We start from the raw sequence: 25011 nt of genomic DNA, 5'->3' as shown, positions 1-25011 counted from the left end.
TTACTCCTTGGTTCCGAATTCGGCTTCCAGTTCCCGCTCAAGGCGCTTGGCGGCCTGATCGGGGGTCTCGGGGGTGGGGCGCTGCCAGACGACGGCCTTGGTCAGGCCGACGATCGGCGTCCACAGGGGCCACGCGAGCGCGGCGCCCATCGCGGCGGGTGCGAGTGCGCTGGGGTCCTGCATGGGGCCCAGGTGGTAGCGCCACTGGCACTGGTTCTCGGTGCAGCGCCACTCGCGGTGCTGTCCGGCGCGGACCTCTTCGGCGTGGCGCTTCCATGTGGCCCGGTGGATGCGCAGCAGGCGCCGGTAGGTCGCGCGGGCGGTCAGCAGCCAGCCGGCGGCGTACGCGGCGGTGCCGGCGGCGAGGTCGAGGGTCAGCATGCGCGGGCCTCCGGCTTCACGTCGCCGAGGAGCCCGAACTCGTAGCCGAGGGCCACGGCTTGGGCCTGGCTGTGGGCGTCCAGGTCCTTGAAGAGCAGGTTGATGTGGGTGCGCACCGTGTCGGGGGTGAGGTACAGCTCGCGGGCGATGGCCCGGTTGTGCTTGCCGCGCGCCACCAGATCGAGGATCTGGGCGCGGCGCCTGGGGAGTGTGACCGGTGCGCGGTCGGCGTAGAGCCGGGGCACGAGACCCGCGCGGTAGGCCCAGCCGACGAGTCCGGGGCGGGTGCGGATGCCCGTTGCGGCGTACATCCGCTGGATGTCCCGCTTGACGGTGTCGGCGCTGACACCGGCGGCGCGGCCCGCCTTGATGTTGCCGTGGCCGAGCGCGAGCTGGGTGAGGATCGTCAGCTGGCGCTCGGTCGGCCGGGCGGGCTCGATCTTCCGGGGAGCGGGGATCAGCGTCTGGACGGTCACGACGCACCGCCCTTGCGCTGGTAGGCGGCCAGTTCGCAGTTGATCCCCCACCAGCTGACGTGCTTGGGCGAGGCGGAGACCTGCTCCCACTCGGCCGCCAGCAGCTCGTAGAACTCGTCGTCGGCGGTGGCTCCGCCCCAGGGCTCGCCCGCGTACAGCAGCAGGTCGCCCTCGTAGAGGGACAGGGCGTGGCGGGCGTGCTCGCCGCCGTAGGGGGGCCAGACCATGAGCAGGGCGCGGTCCTGGTGGTGCTTGACCGCCGAGGAGTCGTCGGAAAGGACCGTGGTGTAGGGGCCGGCCTTGGCGAAGCCGTTGTCCTCGCCGGGTGGGAAGGGGTCGTAGGCGGCCACGTCGGTGCCGGCCTGTTCGAGCTGCCAGGCCCAGTAGCCGGAGCCGGCGCCAATCTCGACGACCTTGCGGCCCTCAAGGGTCTTCGCCATCCACGCGACGTCGCCGGGCGAGATGATCGACCAGGTGTAGGTGGTGGCCAGGTAGCGGCGGTCGGCGCCCATCAGGGTCAGGTAGCCGGCCGTGGCGCGGTCGAAGGCGTTGTGGACGAAGGTGGGCTCCAGGCCCTTGCCCGTCCAGTGGGGCTCGGCGGGCATCCAGCGGATGACGTCCCACAGGGGGTTGTCGACGCCCTCGGGCGAGGTCTGGTCCTCGCCCGAGTCCGCTATGCGGTGGTAGACGGCGCTGCCGAACTGGCCCGTGAGGGTGGTTCGGCCCGCCCAGGCGGCGCGCAGCTCAGCTGCCGGATCGAGCATGTCAGGCCGCCTCCGCCTTCGAGATCCCGTCCTCGTCGGGCATGACGAGCGGCAGTCCGCCAAGGGGCCAGGAGGCCACCAGGCGCACGGGCCAGTAGCCCTCGCGGGCGGGCGCCATGTCGGCAAAGCGGCCGTCGTTGTGCGGCGCGTGCTGGAAGCCCTCGTAGATCTCCAGGACCTGGTTGTCGAGGTCGACGACGTAGCCCCACTCGGCGAACAGCGAGTCGGCGGGGAAGTCCGAGGAGTCCTCGATGGCGCCGGCGGCCAGCATCCGGGCGATGTCGCCCTGGGTGCCGTGCAGCAGCTGGTACCAGGAGGGCCGCTCGTGGCGCCCGTCCACGTTCAGGTTGGTGTAGGGCTCAAGCGCCCTGATGTCCTGGTCGGTCGGCGGGGTGTCGTCGTCGACCACGCGCAGCTTGCGCACCAGGTCGACGGGGCCGCCCGTCTCGTTGCGGTGGAGGGAGCAGATGAGGCTGTGGCGGTTGGCCCACAGCCACGTCAGGACGTCCTGGCCGAGACCGGCCGGGTACGAGTCGTGGTGGTTGTACGTGATCTTGGTTTGGCCGTCGACCACGAAGCCGACGAACCCACGGGTGGACATGGCTCCTTCTTTCTCTCGCCGATCCTTCTTACGTAGATAACGATACATCTGGCCTTACGCACCGTCAACGTCAGTGAGAAAACGATCCAGTTGGGATGAGGGGCCATTCCCCGCGGGTGACGCGGCGCTCCTCGCCCGGCCGAAGCTTCGAGTCGAACCACTTCTGGAGCCGGGCCGCCTGGCCGGCCGCCCAGGTCTGCTGGCGGGCGTGCACCTCCCAGGGCAGGTGCCAGGGGACGTCGGGGAACGCCTCGATCAGGGCGAAGGTCAGCCAGCCGGCCGCCTCGGCGTCCGCGTCCGCGCTGTGCGCGTTGTCCAGGCGGATGCCGTAGTGGGCGCAGCAGGCACCGAGGGTGCGCTTGCCCTTGCGGTAACGGTCCAGCTCACGGTCCAAGACCAGCGGGTCGTAGACCGGCCCGGCGCCGGCGAGGTCGGACTGAAGGCCGACGCGGGCCAGTTCGCGGTCCATGAGCGTGAGGTCGTAGCGCGCGTTGAAGACGACGATCGGCACCCCGGAGTCCGCCGGCAGGGCCAGCAGGCGGGCGATCTCCCCCAGCGCCTCCGCGCGGTCGACTCCCTCGGCCTCGGCGTGCTCGGTGGTGATGCCGTGCACGGCTATCGCCTCGGGCGGGATGGGCCGCTCGGGCTGGAGCAGGAAGGTGTGGCGCTCGACGGGGATGCCGTCGGTGAAGCGCACCAGGGCCGCGGAGATGATCCGCGCCTCTTCCGGCTCGGGGCCGTCCGTCTCGGTATCGAAGCTGAGGCAGTCGTACATCACGCCGCCCCCGCCAGGAACGATCCCGCCTGCTCGTAGGTGTCCAGCCAGAGCCAGGTGGCCCCGCAGCGCGAGCAGCTGACGCCGTGCCGGTCGGTGCTCAGCAGCCCTGCGCAGGGACGCTCGCCGTCCCACTGCGGGCAGCGAAGCCCCCTCTTGGGCTGGTCCTCGACGTCGCCGAGCGCCGAGCGGCAGGCGGCCTCCACGGTGCGCATGTCCTGGGCGAAGGCTTCGATGGCCGGGTGCACTTCGCAGGCCCAGTTCAGGTTCGCCAGCAGGTAGCGCACCGCGCGGGCGATGGCGCTCTCCACGCCCGAGCGGACGGCCGGCTGAAGGCCGCGCATCGCGCGCCAGTCGGCCTCCCAGTCCAGCAGGGCGCCGACGATGGTCAGCCCCGTCTGGTCGCCGTCGTCGTTGACCATCACGGCCTCCTCGGCCGCGGGGCCCAGCAGGCACAGCACGTCCGTGCGGCACGGCGGCTGCGGGTGGCGGGTGCCGGAGACCCGGTCCCCGTCCTTGGCGCCCATCGAGGGGACCAGCGCCTCGTCCAGCTCGCGGTACAGGGCGGCAAGGTCGCCGATGCGCAGCTGGAGGTTGCGACGACATCCCCCGCAAATGCGGGCGTCGGTGAGGTGCCGGCGATCCAGCAGGCACGGGGAGTACGGGAACGCAAGGGACACGGGGTACCTCCTGCCAGGGGTGCGGGGTTCAGTCGTCGCCGTCGTCGTCGGCGTCCTCGGAGTCGGCGTCGACCAGCTGGCCGTCCTCGTCGAAGGCGAGCTGGGCGAAGATCTCGGAGATGTCGTCCTCGAGATCGAGCGGCAGGACTTCGGCTCCGGTGCGGGTCTCGATCGCGCGCCGCATGATCTTCTGGAGGACGTCGAGGTCGTCGGTGCGCAACACGGCCTCGATGCGGCGGATGCGCAGCGTGGGAACCGTGGCGCCGGAGTCGTTGTCGGTGACCGTCTGCCGGTTGTCCAGGACGCAGATGGCGATCTGCTTGACGTCCGGGCGCTCGATCAGCTTGCGGATGATCGGGTCCAGGCCGTTGGCGTCACCAGAGGGCAGGGACGAGGAGAGCTTCGCGGTGGTCATGCCGTCTTCCCCTTCGGGGAGGTGGAGGGTTGGGATGCCGTGGCCACTTGGGCGCAGCGCCGGCACACGGGGAGTTGGGCGGCCCGGTCGTGCTCGCGCTGCGAGCCGGTGCCAAGCCAGTTGCCGGGCCACGGCGGCACCAGCCCGCACAGGGCCGCGTCTTGAGCGTTCGGGGAGCCAAGCGGCGTCAGCAGGTGGGCGCTTTTGCCGCGCGGGGTGTAGACCCGCTGGTTCTCGTTCACAGCTGCGCTCCTATGCGCCGCAGGTCGGCGCGGGTGTTGCGCAGGCCGCGGTTGCCGCCGCCGGGGGTGGCGGGGACGGTGAGGGTGACGCCGGCGGGCGAGGTGACCCGCCAGTGGCCGGACTTGGCCAGCCGGCAGGTGAATCCCTGCCGTCGCAGGCGTCTGATCAGGGCGGTGACGTCCTTGTTGCTCATGCGGCTTTCTCCTTGGTCCGGGGGATGCCGGGGGCGCGCCAGCCGCCGAGCTGGGAGGCGACGTAGTCGACCGAGCAGCCGACGCGGCGGGCGATCTCCTCGGGCGCGATGCCGAAGCCGGCCAGGAAGCGGATCTCCTCGGCCCGCGCCTCCGAGCGCTTTTGGGAGCGGGCCGGCTCGGGCTCGGGCAGGGCGTGCGGGTCGTCGATGTCGTCCCAGGCCATCGGCCCGTTCCAGCCCTTCTTGCGGGCCTTGGTGCGGGTGATGGCCGACGGCCCGGGCGTGCGGCTGCGCTTCGCGTACACCTCGGCGGTGCGGGCGGCGACGGTGCGGCTGACCTTCTGGTCGCCGCGGATGATGTTCCAGACCGACTCGACCGAGAGGCCGATCTCGCGCGCGATGCGGTAGATGGGCCAGCCGATGACGGCCAGGGCGCAGATGCGGCGGATCGTCCCCGTGGGGTCGGTCCACTCGCTCGGCGGCGGGGTGTCGCCCGGGTCGAACGCCAGCATCCTGGCGACCACGTCCACGTCGGTGGTGCGGGTGTGCCCGCTGAGCAGGTCGCGCAGCGTGGAGGCGTTGACGTCCAGGGCCTTGGCGAGGGCCGCCTGCGTCCAGCCCTTGGCGATGTAGCCGTTCAGGTGCTCGGCGGCCTGGGCCACTTCGGCCCGCATGCGCCCCGTCCGCTGGGTGCGCAGCCGGTACTCCTTGCAGTACCGGCTGTGTGCCGCCGTGCACTTGGGGCAGTGGCAGCCGCGCAGGTAGCGGGCGCGCTTGCCGTGCGGCGGCAGCGGACGGGTGCGGGGGCTCATGCCGCCCCCCTGCGGGCGGCGCGGCGCTCGTTCTCCTCGCGGCGGTAGGCCAGCAGGGCCTCGTGGCACGGCTGGCACATCGGGATGCCGTCGCGGCGGTGGATGCGCGCGCCGGTGTCACTGCCGCAGGCGCCGGTCCACTCCGCGATTGCCTCGGGGTCGTCGATCGTGTCGTCGTCCCAGCAGTGCGGGGGCGCCCAATCCAGGTGGGTTGAACGGTTGATGGAGCGGGTGATCTCGTGCTGCGCGATGCCGAAGGCGGCCGGGTCCTTGAAGGCCAGCTCGTCGTAGACGGCGCGCACGGCCTTGAACATGGCGCCGGTGACGTAGCGGTTGGGCTTGTCCTTGTGCGGGCCCTCGCGCGTCAGGCGCACGATGACGTCGGGATCGGTTTCCACACGCTCGGCGATGAAGGCTTGGCTGTAGCCGGCCGCGACCATCGCCCGCAGGCGGCGGGTGGTGCCGGTCTTGTCGACGCGGACCGCGTCGCCGGGGTTGAACTCGTGCGGCACCGGCACGGAGAAGATCGCCGCTTCGGTCGAGGCGGCCAGCGAGGGCCGCTTGTGGATGCCGGAGACGGTGGTCTGGTGCAGCTCGCACGCTGCGGCGATCGCGGTGTCCGACATGCCGCGCGAGCGCAGCAGGTCGCGGCGCTCGACGGCCGGCCCGCTCGGCACGCGCAGGCGGATGCCGTTGCGGCGGGCCTCCTGCGCGCGGTGCCGCTCGATCTTGCGGACCAGGTTGAGGGACGTGTCTGTCATCGCACAGCCTCCGCAACTTGCACGCAGACAGCAGCCGGGGCATGCGGAAAGACGCTGGTACGGGGCGTGATACGGAAGGGGCTCATGCTGACGCCTCCGAGTGGGGTTTCGTTCAGTCTACTTGTGCACATGCAGCATGCAAGAGGTCCAACACAGCCGGTTCCGGCCAGGAGATGCCCCCGAGCGCCCTGCGGTGGGTCTTCGGCACCGCCGGCACCGAAAAGCCGATGTAGTCCAGCCCGGCCATCGCCATCACCAGCGCGTCAGCCTTGTCGAACTTGCCGACCCCCTCCAACTCGACGCCGTAGCGCTCGGCCGCGGCCGTGCGCACCATGGCCTTGGCCACCCGGGAGCGCATCGTCTTGGGGTAGCTGCGCGCCGGGAAGGCTTCGCCGGTCGCGTAGATGGTGCGGTTGTGCGGCGGGCACACCGCATACGGGATGCCCGCCGCCCACAGATCCTGCGCCAGCAGCCACCAGAGGCCGGCCAGTTCGTGATGGCCGCCCTGAAGGGCGCTGCCGTGCGAGGGCCCCTCGATCACCACCAGGTCGGCCCGCTTGACACGGTCGGCGACCTCCGAGCGCAGCCAGGCCAGCCGCTCGTGGCCGGTGCGCCGCTTGGGCCGCAGGACCTCCGCCCAGCCGAGCCCCGCGATCCCGGTCGCCACCAGGGAGGGGTCCAGGCCGATCACGAGGGGGGCACTCATCCCTCGCCCCCGTCGAATTCGCCGACGACCTCCATGCCGCCCTGGCCGTAGAGGTTGCCCACCCGGTAGACGCCGTGGACGGCGTAGGGGTGCGCGGCGCCGGCCTCGCTCAGGGTGAACTCGATCGAGCCCTCCAGGGTGTCGCCGCTGGCGACCCCCTCGCGGATCACGTCCAGGAGCTTCAGCAGCTCCTCGCGGTCCATGTTCTTCGGGATCATCATCGGCCTGCCTCCGGGCTCTTGACGTATCGATCATGGAGAACGAGTGCGCCTGCCGTGGCCACGTTGTGGCTGATCAGCCGGGGCGCGGGGATCTGGATGAGCTGGTGGCACCGCTTGAGGACGGCCGGCGGAAGGCCGTGGTCCTCCGCGCCCAGCAGGTAGCAGGCCCGCACCGGGTGCTCAAAGGCCGTCAGCGACGTGGCGGCCTCAACCAGTTCGACACCGACCAGCGGGGTGGACCAGGGCAGGTGCGCGACCAGGTCGTCGATGTCGGCGAAGTGCACCAGCGGGATGTTCTGCGGCGTCTTGGGGGTGTCGGCCGCCTGGCGGTGGTAGCGCGCGCCGACGGTGAAGACCTGGGACGCGCCGTAGATGGTGGCCGCCCGCCACAGGCCGCCGATATTCACCTCGCGCTTGGGGTGGAAGACGCCGACGGTGGTGAAGCCCCTGTTCACGGCGCCTCCTTGTGGAAGCGGCCGGTGGCGTCGCGCCCGGGCTTGGTGAGCGGGTCGCGCACCACGCGCTGCTCGTCCGGCTTCAGGCCGAGCGCCTTCAGCAGCTCGGACATCAACTCCCGCTCGGTCTCGGTGGGGTTGTCGGGGTCGGCGCACAGGTCGAGCACCTGCCCTATGGCCCACTTGCCGGCCTTGCGGCGCTCCTCGTCCTCCGGCTCGTGCGAGCGGATGTCGCCGAGATCGGTTTTGTAGCTCACCGTTCGTCCTTTTCCTGCCGCAGCGCCTCGCGCGCGGCCTTGTAGTCCTCGTTCGGTTCGACGCCCTGCGACTTGGTGCGCCAGTCGACGGCCGGCTGGACGGGCACCGGGCGCCAGCCCTGCTGCATCAGGTGGGTCATGAAGCCGTCCGCGATGCGCACGGCCTCCTCCCGGCCGACTCCCAGGGCGCACAGGCGCTGGGTCAGCACGGACGCCATCCGGTAGGCGGCGGCGCCCAGTTCGTGTCCGTGGCGGCTCACGGCGCGCCTCCCTCCGGCTCGGGCGGGATCATCCGCTGAAGCTGGCGCAGGTAGGTCTCCCTGCGCCGCTCGACGTCGCGCGCCTCCGCCTCCCGGTCGGGCAGCTCCTCGCCGCGCGCCAGCATCCGGCGCCGCCGGTGGGCCCGGGGCTGCTCCCGGCCGCGCAGCGAGGCGCGGCAGCGGCGGCCGATGGGCGCGTGGCAGTCCGGGCACTCCACGGACAGATCGCCCGGCTCATGCGGGGACGGGGCGTCCCCTTGCGGCGGGGCGTCCTTGCGCGGCACCCGCCGGAAGGCGCCGGCGAGGGCCGCCGCCACGCTCGGGTGCGGCCCTCCGGTGAGCGCGGGCGCCTGCGAGGGCTCACCCTCGCCAGAGGCCACCTCGGCGAGTTGGCGGCGACGGCGGGCCAGGTACTGGCGCGGGCTCTCGTCGGGGTCCGGGTCGTAGGCGAAGTGCTCCAGGCGCTCGGCGCGGATCGCCTTGACCCCGCTGCGCACGTCGGCGGGCATGATCCACTCCCGCTTGGTCGCGTAGTGCCGGACCACCGCCTCCCGCGCGTCGTCGTAGGCCACGTCCGCCAGAGCCAGGGCCCAGGCGCGCGCGTCGGCCTCGCCGATGGTGCGCCGGTCGAAGGAAGCGCACAGCGTCAGCAGCCGCGCGGCCTGCGAGGGTTCCATCACATCCCCCTCTCGGCCAGCCGCTCGGCAAGCGCCAGCCCCTCGGCAACCCGCTGATCGGTGGTCGATGTACGGGGCGGCGGGCCGCCGACGGCCTCGGGTAGGGCGCCGAACAGCGGCGGTGCCTCGGGCTCGTCGTTGAACCGCTCGCCGTTCAGCCAGGTCGCCGGATGGGCGGTGTACTTGACGTCCGCCTGCAAGCGGCGGGGGTCGTCGCGGTAGCGGCACGCGCCGGCGATGATCTTCTGCGGGTCCACGCCCTTCTTGATCAGCTTCTGCCACGCCTTGAGCGCGTTGGCCTTGGCCACCTTGCGCGGGTAGGCCGACCAGAACACGTCGAAGGTGTCGTCCGAGGCGGGCCGCAGCAGGATCACGTCGGATGCAGGCGAAGCCGAATCCGACAAGAGAGAAGACGAAGTCTTCTCTTGCTCTTGTACTTCGGGTACGGGTTCGGGGCTCACCCAGCAAGACAGCAAGTTGCTGCTTTTGCTCACGCCGTTTGCTTCACTTGCTTGCCCCTGAGCTTGGTCAGCAGGCGGCACGTTGCTGACCTCCCGCTTGCCGGCGCGCTTGGCCGCCGAGGCCCTTCCGCCCTTCTGACCTGCGGCGCGGCGCTTTTCTGACAGCTCGGCAGGCGTCCCCGGGGTGGTGCGGTCCCGTGCGGGCGCCCGGTACTTGTCGTGATCGTGGAAGAGCCAGCCGCCCTCGGTCTCCTCCCACAGCCCGACGCTCACCAAAATTGCTGCCATTTGCTTGCCCGTTTGCTTGTCAGCAAGCAGGATGCCGGGCTGGTGCGACGGCACGAACCCGGGCCTCTTCTGCGCGTTCGACCAGGTCAGCGCCAGGACATGCAGGGCGATGGCCCGCGGGTCCTCATACACCGCCGCCGTCACCTTCGGGTGGCAGTGGAAGTTGTCGTCGTAGCGCACCCATGCCATCAGCGGCGCGCCCCCCTCCTGCTCAAGCAGGAGCGGAAGAGCGTCTGCCAGCCAGCGCATACGTCCTCGCCTCCTTCGGGCCAGGGGTGGTTGGTGCGCCTGTCCCTCGCGGTCACGTTGTTCCTCCGGTGGTGCGTGGGGGGTGGACCCCGCCCGGCAGATGCGCTGCCGGGCGGGGCCAGCGGGGGTCAACGGCGAAGGAGCACACCTCGCCCCGCTTCTGCCGGGCTGCGTCTGTCCGTTGCGCGCCCGGCAGCCGATCGGTGGCCATCACTCGCTGGCGAGATAGGCCCAGCACGAGCAGGCGAGGCAGCGCCACCACACCTCGCACCCGTCGTCGTGCACGGTGCCGAGCCGGCGCGCATGGCAGCCGGGACAGCGCTGGATCAGGGGTTGCGGCCGAGGGCTTCCAGCTCGCTGCGCACCGTCGTCTGAAGGGAGCGGCCCACATCGATCTGCGCGCGCAGCGTGCGCACCCGCTCCTGGCACGCCTTGACCTTCGCCTCGGCCGTCTCCAGGGCGAAGCGGTCCTCGATCGTCTGAAGGATCGCCTTCTGCTTGCGGTCCTCCACGGTGCCGGTGGCCACGAGATACGAGCGCGCGTACTGCTTTTCGAAGCGCGCCTTCGCGGCGATGCGCTCCTCGTCGAGCTTTTCCAGCTCGCCGCCCGGCCGCGTCACGCTCTCCAGCAGTTCGGAGAGGTTCATCAGCCAGCGAACGGCCTCCAGGATCGTGGGCAGTTCCTGCCCCGTCGTCATGGCTTACCTCCTCCACGCCCAAGTCGCGGGCGAGACGCAGCACTTCCTCGCACGGCCAGGTGCCGCAGCCGGCCCGGCAGTGGTCGTAGCAGTTGGGCAGGTGGACGTGGACGGTGAGCGTCGCCGTCAGCACGGTGTCGCGTGCTGCCGGGTCGCCACCGGTGGCGTCCAGGGCCTCGTTGAGGCCGTCGATGACCCGGTGGGCCAGGGCGACGCTCATGGGCCGTCACCGCCCCCGTCAGCGGCCTCCACGGCGGCGCCGGCCACCGCGAGCGCTGCGCGAATCTCCTCGGTGAAGCGCGGCGTCAGACCCCGCTGTGCATCGAGGCCATCCAGGAGCTCGCACTCGAACCCGTCGATGAAAGCAGTGGCACGCTTCTCGCCGACGGCGTCGGTGAGCACGGCGTACATCAGGTCGCGCACGGGGGTGTCGGAGTCCGGCCCCGGCCGGGTGGACTCGCCCTCACGGGTGTCCTTCCCGGCAGACTCGGGCTGGTTGCACTCCACACACCGGCTACCGCTGCGCGGCCCGAAGTGTTCGTAGCGGTGCTCGTGCTCGTGGGGCATCTCGTCACCGCCGGGAAACGTCATCGCCCTCACCCCCCGAGAAGCGGGCGTAGACGCGGAACTCGCCGTCCACGGTGCGCGAGCGCGTGTCCCACTGCTCCGCCGGCCGGAAGGCCGGGTACCGGCCGCACCTGATCGCGTACGCGATCGTGGCGGCCGACTGCTGCGTCTCGGCGAGCTTGATCACCGCCCACCGGCCCGGGTTGCGGCGCAGCTCGGCAGCCATGGCTTCGTAGTCGGGGCTGCCCGGCATCCGTGCGTGCGGCGGATCCTCATACATCAGCTCGACCGTCATCGTCATCACCTCCTTCGATGGCGAGCAGTCCGCTGGCGATGTCTGCCAACTCGCCCTCGCGCCAAGCGCGGGCGATCTCTTCCTTGCCGTCGCCGGGGAAGGTGAGGGTGAAGGAAGACGGATCGCCGGCCGGGATGACCACGACCCCGGGCACCACCTCGCCGGTCTTCGGCTCGATCGCCTTGTCGCCGTCGATCGCCAGGCCCTTCAGGTGCGTCTTGCGGAACGTCTCGCGCACCCGCACCGTCGCCGGCACGTACTCGATCTCCGAGGGATAGGTGTCGTTGACGTACTCCAGGTAGTCGGCCTCGCCCGCCGAGCTGACCGTGCAGGTCGCCTCCGGCTTCTTCAGCGAGAAGGTGGCCACCTGCTTACCGCCCAGATTCAGCGTCAGCCGGTCGGTGCCGTTGGCCTTGTACTGCTTGACCAGGTCCTCGGTCAGCTCCGCGCGGCGGGCGGACAGCTGCTGGCCGATGGCCTCGTGCAGGGCCTTGAGGACCGCGACGGGAAGGCGGTGGTCGGCAGGCTCACTCACCGCCCCCACCCCCGACGTAGCGGACGTAGACGCGGGCCTCGCCCATGAGCGTGCGGGCCTCGGCCTCGAAGGAGCCGGCCGGGGCGAACGCCTCGTTCCTGCCCAGTTCGGCGTTGCGGATCTGGTAGGCGTCATAGCGCGCCTGGGTGCCGTCGGCGTGCTGCCCCAGCAGCGCCCAGTCGCCGGGGCGCTTGCGCAGCGCGTCGGCGAAGGCCGCCCGCTTCTCGCGGGCGCGCGGGGCCATGGGTGCCAAAGACTCGAAGCGGACCCTCATGCCGCCGCTCCCTTCAGTTCGTGCTCACGGGTGACGTAGGCGCGCACCAGGACCTCACGGGAGGACCCGCCGAGGACTCCGGCATCCACCTGGCGCTTGACCAGCGCCTTGACGGCGGCCAGCTGCGGCAGGTCGCGGGCGTCGGTGATAAGGACGGAGACCGCCTCGATCCACGCCTGGAAGTCGGTGGCCGCATCGGGCAGCTGGGGTTCCGCGGCGGGAACCGACTGCCACTGCTCGTCCCCCTGCGCCGGGCCCTGGGTGCGCTGGAGGCCAGCCTCGGGCCGCTGCCAGCCGCTGACGACGTCCCGCGCCGCCTGCGAGTCCATCGGGGCCTGTGGCGGGCGCTGCTGGCGCTGACCCCGCTGCTGGCGCTGACCCTGCTGGGGACGCTGCTGCTGCGGCTGCGGCTGAGTCTGCGTCTGTTCGTCCGCCGAGTCGGCCTCGCGGGCGTGCAAGTCCGACTTCGCCCACAGGTCCAGCCCCGCGCCAAAACGCATGGCCGCATTCCTGAGCGCGTCGCCGATGGCTTCCTTGACGGCGTCGCCGCCGGGGTCCTTGCCCTTGGCGTCGCCATAGCCGAGCCGGGACACCTCGCAGACGGTCAGCCTGATCCACAGGCCGCCGAACTGGTCGAAGGCGGGCAGGCCGCGCTGATCGAAGGCAAGCGGTTCCCAATACCAGAGCGGGTCGGCGTCCAGCAGCCGCGCCGTGATCTCGGCGTGGCCGATGTAGTCGAGGTGGATGTGCGCGGAGGTGATCCACGCCTTGCATTCGTGGCACTTGATGTACCGGTGGTCCTGGCGCTGGCACTCGACCTTGGGATTGCGGCAGTCCTTGCAGCTCACGCGCGGCAGCTTGCTGATCTGCTCGGGCGGGAACGCCGCGCGCAGCAGCTCCAGGCCGGCGGGCTGTTCCTCGGGGGGCGATGGGGCAGAGGCCGTGGTCTGCGCCTCCGCGGTACCGGTATCGTTCACGTCGAGATCTCGTCTCTTTGAGTGGGGTTGAGCTCTCATGCGGGCGTCCCCGGTGGAGTCGGGGGCGCCCGCGCTTATGCGGCAGAGATCTCCTCCTCTGCCGGGCGCAGTCCGCGAAGCAGGACGGCCAGGCGGGCGATCTCGCCGGGGGTCAGGCGGCACTCGGGGCATTCGGGCACCGGGTGGATGCCGTGCTCGCACGGCTCCTCGTATCCGGCGCGAAACGCCTCTTCCGGCGTCTGGCACACGCGCGCCATCAGACGGCACTCCGGCGCACGACGATCTCGAACAGGTCCTCGTGCCTCCAGCCGGTCTCCCGCACGGCGTACATCAGGTGCGCCATGAAGGACGAGCCGGGCAGGAAGGAGCCGTCGAGAATCCGGTGGAGGGTGCTGCGTTCGACCCCGATGGCGCGGCTTGCGGCGCCGGGGGACCTCCAGCCCATCTCCGCGCACAGGCGCTCCCATGCGTCAAAGCGGAGCCGGTAGATCCGTGAGCGCGTATCTGAAGCGGTGTCATCGTCGCTCATGCAGCAATTATGCACAGTCGTCGTACTACACACAAGTAATGCCAGACGGGCCTTCTGCATATATGCAGATGCGCCCTGAACTGCGCGCATGCATATGACAGTCGGGGGGTTGTGTTGTGTGCACGCAGCAAGCCTGGGTAGCCTTTCCTGCATGCAAGCAGCGTCAGCCAAAGATCAGGTCAAGGCCGCCTTCGGTGTCTGGATCAAGGAGCAGCGCACCCGCCGCGATCTCACCCAGCGCCAGCTCGCCCAGGCGATAGGGGTCACCGACCCCGTGGTCAGCCGATGGGAGAAGGGAGAGAGCCTGCCACGCGAGATCGAGGTCATGCGCGGCATCGCCCGGGCGCTGAACATGCCCGTCTTGCAGGTCCTGGTCCGCACCGGATACCTGTCGGCCGACGAGGTCGGCCTGCCGGCCGAGGAGCCGGCGCCCGCCGACCCCCTCATCGAGCGCGTCGCCGGCTTCGTCGACGGCCTGGAGGGCGAGAAGGCCGCCAAGGCCCGCGAAGCGATCAAGTCCTTCGTGGACACCCTGGAGACTTACCAGAGCGAGTAAGGACCGCCGCTCATCTCGCGGCGGTCACCTCCAGAAAGCCGATGGCCTCGGCCGGCGTGCGCGCCGTGTGCCTGCACCGGCCGAGCGGGCCGTAGATGTCGCACCGCACCACGTCGTCCTTCTCGTACGTGTGGAGCATCCACCACGCACCATTGATCAGATAGGTGATCGTGGCGTCGTCGAGGCGGAAGCGCTTCTCAATGATCATGTTCAGCCTGATCCCCGCGTGGAATAGCCGATTCCCCTGGCGAGAGGGGTTCCGAGGGCGAGTTGGGACGACGGTACGACTAAGTGCAGGCTTGTGCAATAGGCAACCCGGAAAGTACCGACAAGTAGTTGCACTTCTCTACACTTGGGAGGCTAACTCGGCTACAGTCATCAGGAGTTCGGTGGGACTCGCCTCAACAGCACAGAAAGACCGTCCGATGACAGAGCACGGCCCCCCAACACCACCGCCGGAAGCCGTCCTTGTCCGGCGCGCCCGTCTCGCCCGCGGACTGAGCACCGCGCAGGCCGCCAGCCAGGCAACCACCCGACTGGGCGCCTCCCGCTGGGGACAGATCGAGCGCGGCTACAAAAACCCGGGCGAACCCCTCCGCGCCCCGGCCGACACCCTCGCCCACATGGCCCACATCGTCGGCCTCACCCCCGACCGCCTGGAGGAGGCCGGCCGCGACGACGCCGCCGACATCCTGCGCGAGATCCTGCGCCAGCAGCCGGCGCCACCGCCCTACGCGAATCTGACAGACCCCCACGAACGGGTACTGTGGGAGATGGCGCTCCCCGAAGACGTCCGCCGCGACCTGATCGACGCCCTGCGCGCCAGCAAACGGCAGCGAGAATTGCCACACAGGCAAGGGAACTGACGCCCCCTAACCCCGTTTCAAACCGAAGGGTGTACGCCACACGCGTACCCAGAGTAAGGTCCTGACCACGGTGAAGATTCAGCCACCGCCGCTTTGTTGCGACGTGAACGCCGCGCGCAGGAGGGCGTCATGAGGGAACTGGAGCGACGCATCAAACGCCTGGGCGACCAACTGGACGCCATCGCCCTGGCGGTTGAGGGCATCGAGAACGAAGACCGCCCCGACCAACGGGCCCGCTGGCTGCACGCCGTGAAGATAGCCGTCGACCAGGCCCAACAGGAACAGCAGGCTCTCAGCGAGGAAGAGCGCAAGCGCCCCCACCTGCGCATCCTGCCCGGCGGACTCGCCAGCGCCTTCGTCGGAGTGGCCGCCATCCCGCGCCTCGCCCGCAGCCACGCCACCGCCGCCGCGGCCACCGCCGTCAGCGCCGCCGTCGTCGCCGCAGCCACCGGCGCCGGCCTGTACATCACCACCCGCCCACACGACGGCACACCCGAAGCACGGCCGCGGCCGACCGCCTCCTCCACCCTCCTGCCCACACCCCCGGTCACCCTCGCGCCGATGACACCCGTCCTCATCACCCCCCAGCCCCACAACGCCACGCAGGCCCACGCCGCCGCCAGCGCCAGCAACACCGCACCGCCCGGGGCGTCGGCTACCCCCTCCAGCTACACCGTCCACCTCCCGCCCGGTCACGGCGGCACGCCCCCCGGCCCGGCCGGGCCGCAAGACCACGGCGGCGGCCACGGACACGCACACAGGCCGCCCGGTGGAGGAACAGGCCACGGCGGAGGCCACCACAAACCGGGCGGCGGGGGAACCCCCTCCCCCCCTCCTCCCCCGCCGCCCACCCCCTCCCAGGGCCTGTGCGTCAACGCCCTCGTGGCCGGCGCCTGCCTATCCCTCGGGTAGCGGCCGGCGAATCAGCACCACGCTGTCCGGATCGAACCCCGGCCCCCGCCGGCCCGACTGCCTGATCACCACACGGAACAGCGACTTGACCGCAAGCGCCCGCGCGTCGATCGACTCACGCTCCCACTGCTCGCGCGATATGCCCACCATCCGCAGCAGCAGCCGACGCTGGGACGTCGTCGCCAGCTTGTCGCGCAGCTCGGCGATCTTCCGGTCATAGGCCGCCATCGTCCGCATCGCCAGCACCGGATCGATGTCCGGATCATCCGCCACCCGCTCCAGCTGCTCCGACAGCTCCAGCTTGCGCCGCTCCAGCCGCGTGATCTCCACCCCCACGCTCGGCTGATCCCCGTCCGCCACCAGCTCCCGCATCAGCCGGTCGTCGTTCAGCACCGCCAGCACGCGGCCCACCACATAGGCGTCCACGTACTCCTCCTTGCGCGAGACCTTCTTGCACTCGCCGCAGTAGTAGACCCAGAAGGGATTGCCCCGCCGGCGCGACTCCACCTTCGCCACCACCCGGCCCGGCCGGCAGATGTCGCACTCCGCCACCCGGGACAGCAGGTGCACACGAGAGCGCCCCGGGTGCGGGTACTGCTCGGCATTGCGCCGGTAGATGGCCAGGATGTCCTCCCGCATCTCCGGCGTGATGATCCCCTCCCACGCCGCCTCGTGCAGCTGCCCCTCGTGCTCGATCAGCCCGGCCAGCCGCGCCGAGGTGATCATCGGCTTGAACGACTTCTCCAGCCAGACATTGCCCTGCGTCGTCGTGCACTTCGTGTTCAGCCAGCGGATCACCCCCGCCTGCGACTGGCCGGCCAGCAGCCGCTCGGCCGCCTCCAGGGCCAGCTTCGCCTCCGCCTCGACCAGCTGGGTGGTGTCGTAGACCGGGACCTCGCTCACCTCACCGCTCTGCGGGTCGAACCTCTGCTTCGTGCCGACCTGCACCCCGAAGCCGAACGGCCGGAAACCGCCCACCGTCGACAGCCCCTTGCCCACCCGCGCCACATGGCCGCGCTTCACACGGCGCGAGGTGTTGTCCGACTCCCGGCACGCCTGGGCCACCTCGATCCGCAGGATGAACCGGTCATCCGGGTTGTCCAGGTCCCTGATCCCCGACACCGACGCGATCCGGATCCCGCGGCGCTCCGCGGCGGCGATCAGCTTCTCCAGGTCGTAGGGCTGCCGCATCAACCGGTCGCCGTGGTAGGTCAGGATCGCGTTGACCTCGCCGGCCTCGATCGCCTCCAGCAGCGCATCCCAGCCCTTGCGCTTGCGGTCTCGCCTCCAGGCCGACTTCGAGTTGTCCTTGAAGACATGGGACTCCGACACGCCCCAGCCCAGCCGCTCGGCCAGCGCCCGGCAGTCGCCCTCCTGGCGGTCCACCTTCTCCTCGGACCCGTCCGGCGCGTACGACAGACGGCAGTACAGTGCTGCCACGACAGGGGGCGAGAGGATATCGGCCATGGCAAGGAAGTGTATCCGTGACAGCCCGGGGGACAGTACCCTGACGTGGGGGCGTGACACGGACGAGCACAACGCCGCGGAGCAGTTGAAGGTGTTCTGGGAGGCGGGCGGGACCCTCGTCGACACGGCGGATGTGTACGGGGACGGGGAGGCCGAGTATCTGCTCGGACGGCTGATGGACGGTCTGGTGCCGCGCCGGGACCTGGTCATATCGACGAAGGCGGGGAGCGTGCCCGACCCCGACCGTCGCTTCGACGGCTCACGCGGCCATCTGCTCGCCGCGCTGGACGACTCCCTCGCCCGCCTCGGCACGGACCATGTCGACCTGTGGCACCTTCACGCCTTCGACCCCCACACCCCCCTGGAGGAGACCCTTCAGGCGCTCGACCTGGCGGTCAGCAGCGGCCGGGCGCGGTACGCGGGCGTGTCCAACTTCTGTGGCTGGCAGCTCGCGAAGGCGGCGACCTGGCAGCTCGCGGCGCCGGGTGTCCGGACCCGGATCGCCAGCACCCAGATGGAGTACTCGCTGCTCCAGCGGGGCGTGGAGCGCGAGGTGCTGCCCGCCGCGCTGGACCTGGGGGTCGGGCTGCTGCCGTCCTCTCCCCTGGGCCGGGGCGTTCTCACCGGCAAGTACCGCAACGCGACGCCGTCCGACTCGCGCGGGGCGTCGGAGCATCTGGCCCCGTTCGTCGCGCCCTATCTCGACGAGACGGCGAGCAGCATCGTGGACGCGGTGCAGACGGCCGCCGACGGGCTCGCCACTACGCCGCTCCAGGTGGCGCTGGCATGGGTGCGCGACCGGCCGGGAGTGGCCGCGCCGATCGTCGGTGCCCGCAACGCACAGCAGCTCGCGGCGGCGTTGTCAGTGGAGACGCTTAGTCTTCCTGACGAGATCTGCCGGGCGCTGGACGATGTGTCGGCCCCGGTGCACCGCTATCCCGATCACGACTGGAGCACGCTGTGAGCACGGACCCGGAAACCACGGAGACGGCCTCCCATCCGGGGGAACCGGCCGACGAGGCCGGGACCGCGACAGGCCGGGAGGGGGCGGGCCGGGACGGGACGGCACGGACCCCGGGCGACGCGGAGGTGGCCGAGGGGCCCGAACCGGGGCCAGCGGAGGCGGCCGAGGGGCCGGAACCGGGGCCCGCAGAGGGCTCCGGAGAGGAGGCTGACGGCGGTGCGGCCGACGCGGGTGACGGCGAGGACGCGACGGCTCGGATGTCGGAGGCCGAGGCCGAGCTGGCCGCTCAGCGGGTGGAGCGGGAGCGGATCGAGCGGCGGAGGGCGGAGAAGAAGGGGCCGATCGAGGCCGGCGGGAAGCTGAGCGGAAAGGCCGCCGATCTGCTCGCGGCCGTGCGGGCCGTGGAGAGCGGCGCGAAGCCGGTGCCGAGCGCCTTCAGCGAGCCGGCGCCCGCCCCGCGCCGGCCCGCCCCCGAGCCCGTGCGGCGCACCCAGTCCGCACCGCCCCCGGTGGCCACTGCCGTCCCCGCCGCGCAAAGCGTCGCGGCCGTGGGCGCCGTGCTGGCCGAGGGGGGCGCCCCCGAAGCCCTGGCCCCCCAGGCCGCCGCGGCCCTCGGCGACGGCGCGGACGCGCGTCTGCGTGCGGACCCCTGGCTGCTGCTGCGCGTCCCCGGGGTGCGGCCCGACCAGGCGGACGGATTCGCCCGGGCCCTGCTCGGCGCCGAGTGCCGGCCGGACGACGAGCGGCGGGCGCGCGCGGTGACGGTCTGGCTGCTGGAGCAGGCGGCCGTGGCCGGGCACACGGCGCTGGAGGTCCCCGCGCTTCAGGCCGCGCTCGCGCAGCGCTCGGTGCCGGACCCGGAGGCGGCCGTGCGGAGCACGATCGCCGAGGGTGAGGCCCTCGTCTTCCAGGACGCCCTGGAGACGCAGTCCCCGAGCGGCGGCGAGAGCGACGAGGACGGCGAGGACCGCCCGGTTCGTGCCCTGATCGGCCTGGAGCGGTATGCGCTGGCGGAGGAGAGCCTCGCCGATGGACTGGCCCGGCTGGTCGACTCCGTGCCGAAGGAGGGCGGCGGTGCGGCGGAGGACTGGGAGCGGGCGGCCCACTCGGCGCGCGGCTCGGCGGCGGAGCTGATCCGCGCGGTGGCGGGCCATGGACTGGTGGTCCACACCGGCGGTGAGGCGTCCCGGGCCGAGCCGGCCATGCTGCTGCGGGAGGCGCGCCGGCTCGGGGTGCGCGCCTGGGCCGCCACCCACAGCCCGGCCGGACGGGAGGCGCTCGCCGCGCTGGTCGTGGGGCTCGCCCCGGCCGGCGCACCCGGGGAGCGGGCGGACGCGGCGCTCGCCACGGTGGCGGGCCTGCTGTCCGGCGCCGAGGGCCCCGGACGGGACGCGGACGGCGCGCTGGACCTCGACCTGCTCATCGTGCTGGACGCGCCCCAGCTGGATGTCGAGACGGCGGCGTTGCTCATCGAGTCACTGCCCGACGGAGGCCGCCTGGTGCTGAGCGGCGACCCGGGGGTGCTGTGGTCGGCCGGTCCCGGACGTGTGTTCGCCGATCTGCTGTCCGCCCGGGTGTGCCCGCAGATCGCCTCGCGCACCCCCGATCCCGGGCCGCTCGGCGAGTTGGTCTCCTCGATCGGCGCCGGCGAGCTGCCGCAGGTCGACGCGCCCGGCAAGGAGGTGGTGATCGTGCCGGTGCGGGACGCGGGAGAGGCTGTGCACCGGACCGTGCAGCTGGTCGCGGACTCGGTGCCGCGCGCGATCGGCGTCCCCTCCGACGAGACACAGGTGATCACGCCGGGGCACGGCGGCGCGGCGGGTACGCGTGCGCTGAACGCGGCGCTCAAGGAGCGGCTGAACCCCGGCCCCGGCCGCTTCGGCGGCTTCGACCCGGGGGACAGAATCGTCTTCTCCCCCGCCCAGGGCCGTGCGCTCATGGGCCGCGTGGTGACGGCGGATGCGGAGGGGCTGCACCTGGAGTGCGCGGGCGCCACCGTGCTGGTGCCCAGGGAGCGGGTCGAGCAGTCCGTGCGGCACGGCTGGGCGCTGACCGCGCACCAGGCGGTGGGGCAGCGCTGGCCCGCGGTGGTCGTGGTGCTGCCCGGCGATGCCGCAGGGACCCTGAGCCGGCCCTGGGTGTACACGGCCTTCGGCCGGGCGGTCCGCCATCTGTCCGTGGTGCACGGAGTGGAGCAGGCCCTGCCGAGGGCCGTGGCCGAGATCCCGGCCAAGCCGCGGACCACCCGCCTGCCCGCGCTGCTACGGCCTCAGGTGCCGACGAGCGAGGGGTGAAGGGCCGAGGGCGGAGGGTGAAGGCGGAGGGGTGAGGGCGGAGGGGGACCGGCGAGGGCTGAGGGAAGGCCGGGTGGCGGCGCCGAAGGTCCTCGGGCCGCATGGCGCCGCCACCCCCACCCGTGTCCTCCTGTCCGATGCGTGCGCCGGGACGGCCCCACGCACGCATCGGCCTAGCGTTCGGCGTCGAGTGGCTCCAGGTCCTCGTCGTCGTCCAATGCGCCGGGCAGATCGGGATCAAGTCCGAGGTGCTCCTCGTCCTCCTCCGACTCGTCGTCGAAGACCGCGCTGACATCGAACCGGCAGACGACCTGCTGCGGGTCGATCTGCTCGAACGGCGCCTCCAGCCACTCCCCCGGCTCGGCCGGTTCGTCGGCGGCCGTCACCCACAGGGTGGAGTCGCCCTCCTCCAGGCCGAACTCCTTGTGCCGGGAGGCGATCTCGTCCGGTTCGAACTCCCCGAAGAGCACACCCAGTGCGCCATGGACGGTGCCGGCCGACGACTCCAGCGGGCCGTCCTCGTCCGCCTCCTCCACGCGCCGGGCCTGCGCCAGCAGCCGCTGCGGCTCCGCCACCGCGTAGTCCCGGCGGATCAGCACGCTCAGCGCGTTCGGTTCCTCGGGGCCCGCGTACGGCGGAAGTGCGTCTTCCGCACCGGGGATCTCGAAAGGGGTGACCTCGTCGTAGCGGTCGTAGAGGAGTTCGTCGTACTCCTCGGCCGCGGCGGCCAGGTCGTTGAACGCCTCGTAGACAGCCGGGTCATCCTCACCCGTCCTGCGCTCGACCGCGGCCAGGTGGCGGTCGAGTGCGGTCTTGACCGCCTCGGCGGCGGCGCGTACCTCGGCAGCGGTGGGCTGCGCAGCATCAGACATAGTGCAGACGCTATCCGTACCAGGCCCCAGCCCGCACAATAGATGCGATGCCGGAATACGAATTTGTCGACGTGTACGTACCTCGCGGGGTGTCCCGCAAGGACGCCACACGCCTGCTGACGGACCATGCCGAGTACGGACACTGGGAGCTGGACCGCCTGAGCCTGCTGCGGGACGGCAGCCGCAAGGTGCGGTTGCGCCGGCGGATCATCCGCCAGGTGCGCGCCACGTGGTGAGGTGAAGGCGGCTGAAACGGATCGGGCCCCGCGTCTGCGGGGCCCGATCCGTTTCAGGGCCGCCCGCGGGGGAGAAGGCGGCGGTTCGGTGCACTGTGTACCGCCCCGCTGACCGCGGGCCATGCCCGGTCGCTCCTTGTGCACGCGCACTGACGGTGCGCGCTCCCCCTGTTGGCCGGCGGTGTCCTCGCCTGCCTCCGGGCCGCCGCGCCCGGCTCGTGGACGGTGCCTTACGCCCTCGCGCGCGCCCTGCGGTAGAGCAGCGCGCCGCCGAGCAGGGCACCCGCGCTCGCCGGAGCCAGCGCACCGAGGGGCAGGTCACTGCCTGTGTGGGCGAGCTGAGCGCCCCCCGCGGCGTGGGTGAGGGACACCGACCCGCCGGAGTGGGAGACGTTCTGTGAGCCGCCGCCCGGCTGCTGGGGCATGCCGGGATGGCTGGGGTTGCTCGGCTGACTCGGGTAACCCGGGTGGCTCGGCTGTCCGGGGTGGCCCGGGTGACAAGGGTGGCCGGGGTGTCCTGGGTGGCCGGGGTGGCCGGGCGTGCTGCCGCCACCACCGGGAGGCTGGTGGCCGCCGCCGGGCGGGGTCGTCGGGTGGCCGCCGCCGGTGTTGTCGCAGTGGTTGCCCAACGCGCCGTTGCCGACTCCGACGACGTTCACGCTGTTGCCGCAGACGTTGACGGGCACGTCCACCGGCACCTGGACGGTGTTGCCGGAGCCGACGCCGGGTGAACCACCGGTGTGACCACCGGCGTGTGAGCCGCCACCGGTGTGCGCGCCGCCGGTGTTGGCGCACGCGTTGCCCGCCGCCGGGTTGAGCAGCCCGATGACGTTCACGGTGTTGCCGCAGACGTTCACCGGGACGTGCACGGGCACCTGCACGGTGTTGCCGGACAGCACGCCGGGCGAGCCCGCGGCCGATCCGTACGCACCCGAGTCGGCGTGCGCGTAGCCGCCGGTGACGGCGATGACGCCGGTGGCCGCCGCCACGGTCATCAGGCCCTTGCGGGTGACCTGTCGCATTGCTGAATTCCCTGCCTTCGAGCTAGTCGTGAACCTTCTGGAGCGCGCCCGCCCGGACGAGCGGGAACGCGGAGGAACCGGCCGGCCCCGGAGCACATGGCACGCACTCCGGGGCCGACGGGCGCAGCCCCTCGTGGGGTGAGGCCCCTCACGGGGTGAGGCACAACGTCACTTGTTGATGCAGGTGTTGCCGAAGGCGGGGTTCAGCAGCCCGATCACCGAGATCGTGTTGCCGCAGACGTTCACCGGGACGTGCACCGGAACCTGGATGACGTTGCCGGACACAACGCCCGGGGAGTGCACAGCGGCACCCTGGGCACCCGCGTCGGCGGCAGCCAGACCCGCGCTCGCGAGAACCAGACCACCGGTGGCGGCCGCAGCAGCGACGACCTTCTTGATCATTCTTCCTCCTTGTTGGCAAAAGCGATCCAAGCCTCGGACCGCACCCCATGTAACGAGGAGGGAGTAATGGAGCTACGAGCTTATGGTCGCATTCACCCGTCCCGGTCGGCCCCCGTACACGCTGGCGATTACTGCAGTCTCGTTTCAGCACGCAAACCGGGACGGAATCAAGGGAGTTGGGGCGGTTTCAGCACGCGTCGATGAACCGGTCCAGCACCCGCACACCGAACTTCAGGGCGTCCACCGGGACCCGCTCGTCGACACCGTGGAACATGCCCGCGAAGTCCAGCTCCGGCGGCAGCTTCAGGGGCGCGAAGCCGAAGCCTCGGATGCCCAGTTCGTCGAAGGACTTGGCGTCCGTCCCGCCGGAGAGCATGTACGGGATCGCCTTCGCCCCCGGGTCCTCGGCCTGGAGAGCGGACTGCATCGCGTCCACGAGCGCCCCGTCGAAGGTCGTCTCGACGGCCTTGTCGGAGTGCACGTCCTCGCGCCGCACCTTCGGCCCGAGGATCCGGTCGAGGTCGGCGAGGAACTCCTCCTCGAAGCCGGGCAGGAAGCGCCCGTCGACATGGGCCGTGGCCTCGCCCGGGATGACGTTCACCTTGTAACCGGCGTGCAGTTGCGTGGGGTTGGCCGTGTTGCTCAGGGTGGCGCCGATGAGCTTGGCGATGCCCCCGAGCCTGGCGAGGGTCGACTCCATGTCCTCCGGGTCGAGTTCGGTGCCGAGGGCGTCGCCGAGTTCGTCGAGGAAGGCCCGGGTGGTCTTGGTGACCCGCACCGGGAACGTGTGCCGTCCGAGCCGCGCGACCGCCTCGGAGAGCTCGGTGATCGCGTTGTCCCGGTGGATCATCGACCCGTGCCCGGCCGTGCCGGCCACGGTCAGCTTCATCCAGTGCATGCCCTTCTCGGCCGTCTGGATCAGATACAGCCGCCGCTGCTCGTTCACGGTGAACGAGAACCCGCCCACCTCGCTGATCGCCTCGGTCACCCCTTCGAAGAGGCCGGGGTGGTGGTCGACGAGGTACCGGGCGCCGTAGGTGCCGCCGGCCTCCTCGTCCGCCAGGAAGGCGAGGACGATGTCGCGCGGCGGCCTACGCCCGCTGCGCAGCCGGTCCCGGACGACCGCCAGGGTCATGGCGTCCATGTCCTTCATGTCGACGGCGCCGCGTCCCCACACGCATCCGTCGGCGATCTCGCCGGAGAACGGATCGTGCGTCCAGTCCTGCGCATTGGCCGGTACGACGTCGGTGTGGCCGTGGATCAGCAGCGCGGGCCGCGAGGGATCCTCGCCCTCGATCCGGGCCACCGTGGAGGCGCGGCCCTTGTGCGACTCGAAGATCTGCGGTTCCAGCCCCACCTCGGCCAGCTTCTCGGCGACGTACTCGGCGGCCTTGCGCTCGCCGGGGCCGGAGTGGTCGCCGTAGTTGCTGGTGTCGATCCGGATCAGCTCACGACAGAGGTCCACGACCTCGTCCTCGCCGGTGACGCTCCTGGCCGTGCCCGTATCGGTCACGCTGCTTCCTCCCGCTGTCACTGCACTGCTGCTGGTTCCCTCATCCTCTCTCCGACCCCCGCCGCGCCCCAAGGCACTGCCCGGTCCGTCACGCACCGTTCACGCCGGGACGGGGTGTGATCGAACGCCGCCGAAAGCCTGGTAATGTTTCCTCCGTCGCCGCGAGGGAAACCCCGCACGACAGACACCTTGTCCGGGTGGCGGAATGGCAGACGCGCTAGCTTGAGGTGCTAGTGCCCTTTATCGGGCGTGGGGGTTCAAGTCCCCCCTCGGACACATGGAGCAGCGGGGGGGGGGGGGGGGGGGCCCCCCCCCCGGGGGGGGGGGGGGGGGCCGGGGGGGCCCCCGGGGCCCCCG

At 71.4% G+C, this 25011-nt stretch carries 38 protein-coding genes and 1 tRNA gene; 7 read left to right on the top strand and 32 right to left on the bottom strand.

Annotated elements, in window-relative coordinates:
* The 26 genes from ACIP94_RS21970 to ACIP94_RS21845 form a co-directional block, all read right to left on the bottom strand.
* The gene (locus ACIP94_RS21970; RefSeq protein WP_402427994.1) at positions 1-381 is read right to left on the bottom strand and encodes a hypothetical protein; all 381 of its coding nucleotides are present in this window, start codon (positions 379-381) and stop codon (positions 1-3) included.
* The gene (locus ACIP94_RS21965; RefSeq protein WP_402427991.1) at positions 375-857 is read right to left on the bottom strand and encodes a LuxR C-terminal-related transcriptional regulator; all 483 of its coding nucleotides are present in this window, start codon (positions 855-857) and stop codon (positions 375-377) included. Before ACIP94_RS21965 ends, ACIP94_RS21970 begins: the two co-directional genes overlap by 7 nt.
* Entirely contained in the window at positions 854-1621 is a 768-nt protein-coding gene (locus ACIP94_RS21960) for a hypothetical protein (RefSeq protein ID WP_402427988.1), read from the bottom strand. The genes ACIP94_RS21965 and ACIP94_RS21960 overlap by 4 nt, the downstream gene beginning before the upstream one ends.
* 1 nt (position 1622) lies before the next feature.
* On the bottom strand, positions 1623-2222 hold the full coding sequence (locus ACIP94_RS21955) for a hypothetical protein (RefSeq protein WP_402427985.1): 600 nt from the start codon (positions 2220-2222) through the stop codon (positions 1623-1625).
* Between the two features lie 70 nt (positions 2223-2292).
* Positions 2293-2997 carry an exonuclease domain-containing protein gene (locus tag ACIP94_RS21950; protein WP_402428474.1) on the bottom strand — a complete coding sequence of 235 codons (705 nt, stop codon included), beginning with the start codon at positions 2995-2997 and terminating at the stop codon, positions 2293-2295.
* On the bottom strand, positions 2997-3677 hold the full coding sequence (locus ACIP94_RS21945) for a hypothetical protein (protein WP_402427982.1): 681 nt from the start codon (positions 3675-3677) through the stop codon (positions 2997-2999). The genes ACIP94_RS21950 and ACIP94_RS21945 overlap by 1 nt, the downstream gene beginning before the upstream one ends.
* Before the next feature lie 28 nt (positions 3678-3705).
* Entirely contained in the window at positions 3706-4092 is a 387-nt protein-coding gene (locus ACIP94_RS21940) for a hypothetical protein (RefSeq protein ID WP_402427979.1), read from the bottom strand.
* The gene (locus ACIP94_RS21935; RefSeq protein ID WP_402427976.1) at positions 4089-4334 is read right to left on the bottom strand and encodes a hypothetical protein; all 246 of its coding nucleotides are present in this window, start codon (positions 4332-4334) and stop codon (positions 4089-4091) included. The genes ACIP94_RS21940 and ACIP94_RS21935 overlap by 4 nt, the downstream gene beginning before the upstream one ends.
* A complete protein-coding gene (locus tag ACIP94_RS21930; protein ID WP_402427973.1) occupies positions 4331-4528 on the bottom strand; it encodes a hypothetical protein in 198 nt (65 codons plus the stop codon). The genes ACIP94_RS21935 and ACIP94_RS21930 overlap by 4 nt, the downstream gene beginning before the upstream one ends.
* Positions 4525-5340 carry a helix-turn-helix domain-containing protein gene (locus tag ACIP94_RS21925; protein WP_402427970.1) on the bottom strand — a complete coding sequence of 272 codons (816 nt, stop codon included), beginning with the start codon at positions 5338-5340 and terminating at the stop codon, positions 4525-4527. The genes ACIP94_RS21930 and ACIP94_RS21925 overlap by 4 nt, the downstream gene beginning before the upstream one ends.
* Positions 5337-6101 carry a hypothetical protein gene (locus tag ACIP94_RS21920; protein ID WP_402427967.1) on the bottom strand — a complete coding sequence of 255 codons (765 nt, stop codon included), beginning with the start codon at positions 6099-6101 and terminating at the stop codon, positions 5337-5339. The genes ACIP94_RS21925 and ACIP94_RS21920 overlap by 4 nt, the downstream gene beginning before the upstream one ends.
* 112 nt (positions 6102-6213) lie before the next feature.
* Positions 6214-6807: a hypothetical protein gene (locus ACIP94_RS21915; RefSeq protein WP_402427964.1), complete on the bottom strand. Its 594-nt coding sequence runs from the start codon at positions 6805-6807 to the stop codon at positions 6214-6216.
* Positions 6804-7028 carry a hypothetical protein gene (locus ACIP94_RS21910; protein ID WP_402427961.1) on the bottom strand — a complete coding sequence of 75 codons (225 nt, stop codon included), beginning with the start codon at positions 7026-7028 and terminating at the stop codon, positions 6804-6806. Before ACIP94_RS21910 ends, ACIP94_RS21915 begins: the two co-directional genes overlap by 4 nt.
* Positions 7025-7483 carry an RNA methyltransferase gene (locus tag ACIP94_RS21905; protein ID WP_402427958.1) on the bottom strand — a complete coding sequence of 153 codons (459 nt, stop codon included), beginning with the start codon at positions 7481-7483 and terminating at the stop codon, positions 7025-7027. The genes ACIP94_RS21910 and ACIP94_RS21905 overlap by 4 nt, the downstream gene beginning before the upstream one ends.
* On the bottom strand, positions 7480-7740 hold the full coding sequence (locus ACIP94_RS21900) for a hypothetical protein (protein ID WP_402427956.1): 261 nt from the start codon (positions 7738-7740) through the stop codon (positions 7480-7482). Before ACIP94_RS21900 ends, ACIP94_RS21905 begins: the two co-directional genes overlap by 4 nt.
* On the bottom strand, positions 7737-8000 hold the full coding sequence (locus ACIP94_RS21895) for a hypothetical protein (protein WP_402427953.1): 264 nt from the start codon (positions 7998-8000) through the stop codon (positions 7737-7739). Before ACIP94_RS21895 ends, ACIP94_RS21900 begins: the two co-directional genes overlap by 4 nt.
* On the bottom strand, positions 7997-8677 hold the full coding sequence (locus ACIP94_RS21890) for a hypothetical protein (protein WP_402427950.1): 681 nt from the start codon (positions 8675-8677) through the stop codon (positions 7997-7999). Before ACIP94_RS21890 ends, ACIP94_RS21895 begins: the two co-directional genes overlap by 4 nt.
* Entirely contained in the window at positions 8677-9675 is a 999-nt protein-coding gene (locus tag ACIP94_RS21885; RefSeq protein WP_402427947.1) for a hypothetical protein, read from the bottom strand. The genes ACIP94_RS21890 and ACIP94_RS21885 overlap by 1 nt, the downstream gene beginning before the upstream one ends.
* A gap of 326 nt (positions 9676-10001) precedes the next feature.
* Positions 10002-10373: a hypothetical protein gene (locus ACIP94_RS21880; RefSeq protein WP_402427944.1), complete on the bottom strand. Its 372-nt coding sequence runs from the start codon at positions 10371-10373 to the stop codon at positions 10002-10004.
* A gap of 216 nt (positions 10374-10589) precedes the next feature.
* Entirely contained in the window at positions 10590-10964 is a 375-nt protein-coding gene (locus ACIP94_RS21875) for a hypothetical protein (protein WP_402427941.1), read from the bottom strand.
* Positions 10945-11235: a hypothetical protein gene (locus tag ACIP94_RS21870; RefSeq protein ID WP_402427938.1), complete on the bottom strand. Its 291-nt coding sequence runs from the start codon at positions 11233-11235 to the stop codon at positions 10945-10947. The genes ACIP94_RS21875 and ACIP94_RS21870 overlap by 20 nt, the downstream gene beginning before the upstream one ends.
* A complete protein-coding gene (locus ACIP94_RS21865) occupies positions 11213-11770 on the bottom strand; it encodes a hypothetical protein (protein ID WP_402427935.1) in 558 nt (185 codons plus the stop codon). Before ACIP94_RS21865 ends, ACIP94_RS21870 begins: the two co-directional genes overlap by 23 nt.
* A complete protein-coding gene (locus ACIP94_RS21860; RefSeq protein WP_402427932.1) occupies positions 11763-12044 on the bottom strand; it encodes a hypothetical protein in 282 nt (93 codons plus the stop codon). The genes ACIP94_RS21865 and ACIP94_RS21860 overlap by 8 nt, the downstream gene beginning before the upstream one ends.
* On the bottom strand, positions 12041-13021 hold the full coding sequence (locus tag ACIP94_RS21855) for a hypothetical protein (protein WP_402427929.1): 981 nt from the start codon (positions 13019-13021) through the stop codon (positions 12041-12043). The genes ACIP94_RS21860 and ACIP94_RS21855 overlap by 4 nt, the downstream gene beginning before the upstream one ends.
* A gap of 74 nt (positions 13022-13095) precedes the next feature.
* Positions 13096-13269, bottom strand: coding sequence for a hypothetical protein (locus ACIP94_RS21850; RefSeq protein WP_402427926.1), 174 nt, complete (start codon positions 13267-13269; stop codon positions 13096-13098).
* An 8-nt stretch (positions 13270-13277) separates the two neighbouring features.
* Complete coding sequence (locus ACIP94_RS21845; RefSeq protein WP_402427923.1) at positions 13278-13550, bottom strand: hypothetical protein; 273 nt, start codon at positions 13548-13550, stop codon at positions 13278-13280.
* Positions 13551-13701: 151 nt separating this feature from the next.
* On the opposite strand from ACIP94_RS21845, the gene ACIP94_RS21840 reads away from it, so the two are divergent.
* Entirely contained in the window at positions 13702-14106 is a 405-nt protein-coding gene (locus ACIP94_RS21840; RefSeq protein WP_402427920.1) for a helix-turn-helix domain-containing protein, read from the top strand.
* A 10-nt stretch (positions 14107-14116) separates the two neighbouring features.
* On the opposite strand, the gene ACIP94_RS21835 is transcribed toward ACIP94_RS21840, so the two are convergent.
* A complete protein-coding gene (locus ACIP94_RS21835) occupies positions 14117-14314 on the bottom strand; it encodes a hypothetical protein (protein ID WP_402427917.1) in 198 nt (65 codons plus the stop codon).
* A 217-nt stretch (positions 14315-14531) separates the two neighbouring features.
* Between ACIP94_RS21835 and ACIP94_RS21830 the strand changes: the two genes are divergently transcribed.
* Together ACIP94_RS21830 and ACIP94_RS21825 are read left to right on the top strand one after the other, a co-directional pair.
* A complete protein-coding gene (locus ACIP94_RS21830) occupies positions 14532-14972 on the top strand; it encodes a hypothetical protein (RefSeq protein ID WP_402427914.1) in 441 nt (146 codons plus the stop codon).
* Positions 14973-15101: 129 nt separating this feature from the next.
* On the top strand, positions 15102-15884 hold the full coding sequence (locus ACIP94_RS21825) for a hypothetical protein (RefSeq protein WP_402427911.1): 783 nt from the start codon (positions 15102-15104) through the stop codon (positions 15882-15884).
* Here ACIP94_RS21825 and ACIP94_RS21820 read toward each other — a convergent pair.
* Positions 15870-17351, bottom strand: coding sequence for a recombinase family protein (locus tag ACIP94_RS21820; RefSeq protein ID WP_402427908.1), 1482 nt, complete (start codon positions 17349-17351; stop codon positions 15870-15872). The two genes, ACIP94_RS21825 and ACIP94_RS21820, sit on opposite strands and share 15 nt — an antisense overlap.
* Between ACIP94_RS21820 and ACIP94_RS21815 the strand changes: the two genes are divergently transcribed.
* Both ACIP94_RS21815 and ACIP94_RS21810 read left to right on the top strand, forming a co-directional pair.
* The gene (locus ACIP94_RS21815; RefSeq protein ID WP_402427905.1) at positions 17350-18315 is read left to right on the top strand and encodes an aldo/keto reductase; all 966 of its coding nucleotides are present in this window, start codon (positions 17350-17352) and stop codon (positions 18313-18315) included. The two genes, ACIP94_RS21820 and ACIP94_RS21815, sit on opposite strands and share 2 nt — an antisense overlap.
* Complete coding sequence (locus ACIP94_RS21810) at positions 18312-20609, top strand: helix-hairpin-helix domain-containing protein (protein ID WP_402427902.1); 2298 nt, start codon at positions 18312-18314, stop codon at positions 20607-20609. Before ACIP94_RS21815 ends, ACIP94_RS21810 begins: the two co-directional genes overlap by 4 nt.
* Before the next feature lie 173 nt (positions 20610-20782).
* Here ACIP94_RS21810 and ACIP94_RS21805 read toward each other — a convergent pair whose 3' ends face one another.
* Positions 20783-21481 carry a hypothetical protein gene (locus tag ACIP94_RS21805; protein ID WP_402427899.1) on the bottom strand — a complete coding sequence of 233 codons (699 nt, stop codon included), beginning with the start codon at positions 21479-21481 and terminating at the stop codon, positions 20783-20785.
* Positions 21482-21528: 47 nt separating this feature from the next.
* Here ACIP94_RS21805 and ACIP94_RS21800 point away from each other — a divergent pair, with 47 nt between their 5' ends.
* Positions 21529-21717: a DUF5703 family protein gene (locus tag ACIP94_RS21800; RefSeq protein WP_030053310.1), complete on the top strand. Its 189-nt coding sequence runs from the start codon at positions 21529-21531 to the stop codon at positions 21715-21717.
* 230 nt (positions 21718-21947) lie between these two features.
* On the opposite strand, the gene ACIP94_RS21795 is transcribed toward ACIP94_RS21800, so the two are convergent.
* The 3 genes from ACIP94_RS21795 to ACIP94_RS21785 form a co-directional block, all read right to left on the bottom strand.
* A complete protein-coding gene (locus ACIP94_RS21795; RefSeq protein WP_402427896.1) occupies positions 21948-22739 on the bottom strand; it encodes a chaplin in 792 nt (263 codons plus the stop codon).
* Between the two features lie 168 nt (positions 22740-22907).
* On the bottom strand, positions 22908-23141 hold the full coding sequence (gene chpH, locus ACIP94_RS21790; RefSeq protein ID WP_234517558.1) for a chaplin ChpH: 234 nt from the start codon (positions 23139-23141) through the stop codon (positions 22908-22910).
* A gap of 187 nt (positions 23142-23328) precedes the next feature.
* A complete protein-coding gene (locus tag ACIP94_RS21785) occupies positions 23329-24654 on the bottom strand; it encodes a M20/M25/M40 family metallo-hydrolase (protein WP_402427892.1) in 1326 nt (441 codons plus the stop codon).
* A gap of 191 nt (positions 24655-24845) precedes the next feature.
* Between ACIP94_RS21785 and ACIP94_RS21780 the strand changes: the two genes are divergently transcribed.
* Positions 24846-24930: transfer RNA gene (locus tag ACIP94_RS21780), tRNA-Leu, on the top strand.
* The last annotated feature ends 81 nt before the right edge of the window (positions 24931-25011 follow it).

The organism is Streptomyces sp. NPDC093261 (assembly GCF_044753645.1).
In the GTDB taxonomy this organism is placed as follows: domain Bacteria; phylum Actinomycetota; class Actinomycetes; order Streptomycetales; family Streptomycetaceae; genus Streptomyces.
This window is presented reverse-complemented; position numbering and strand designations above follow the sequence as displayed.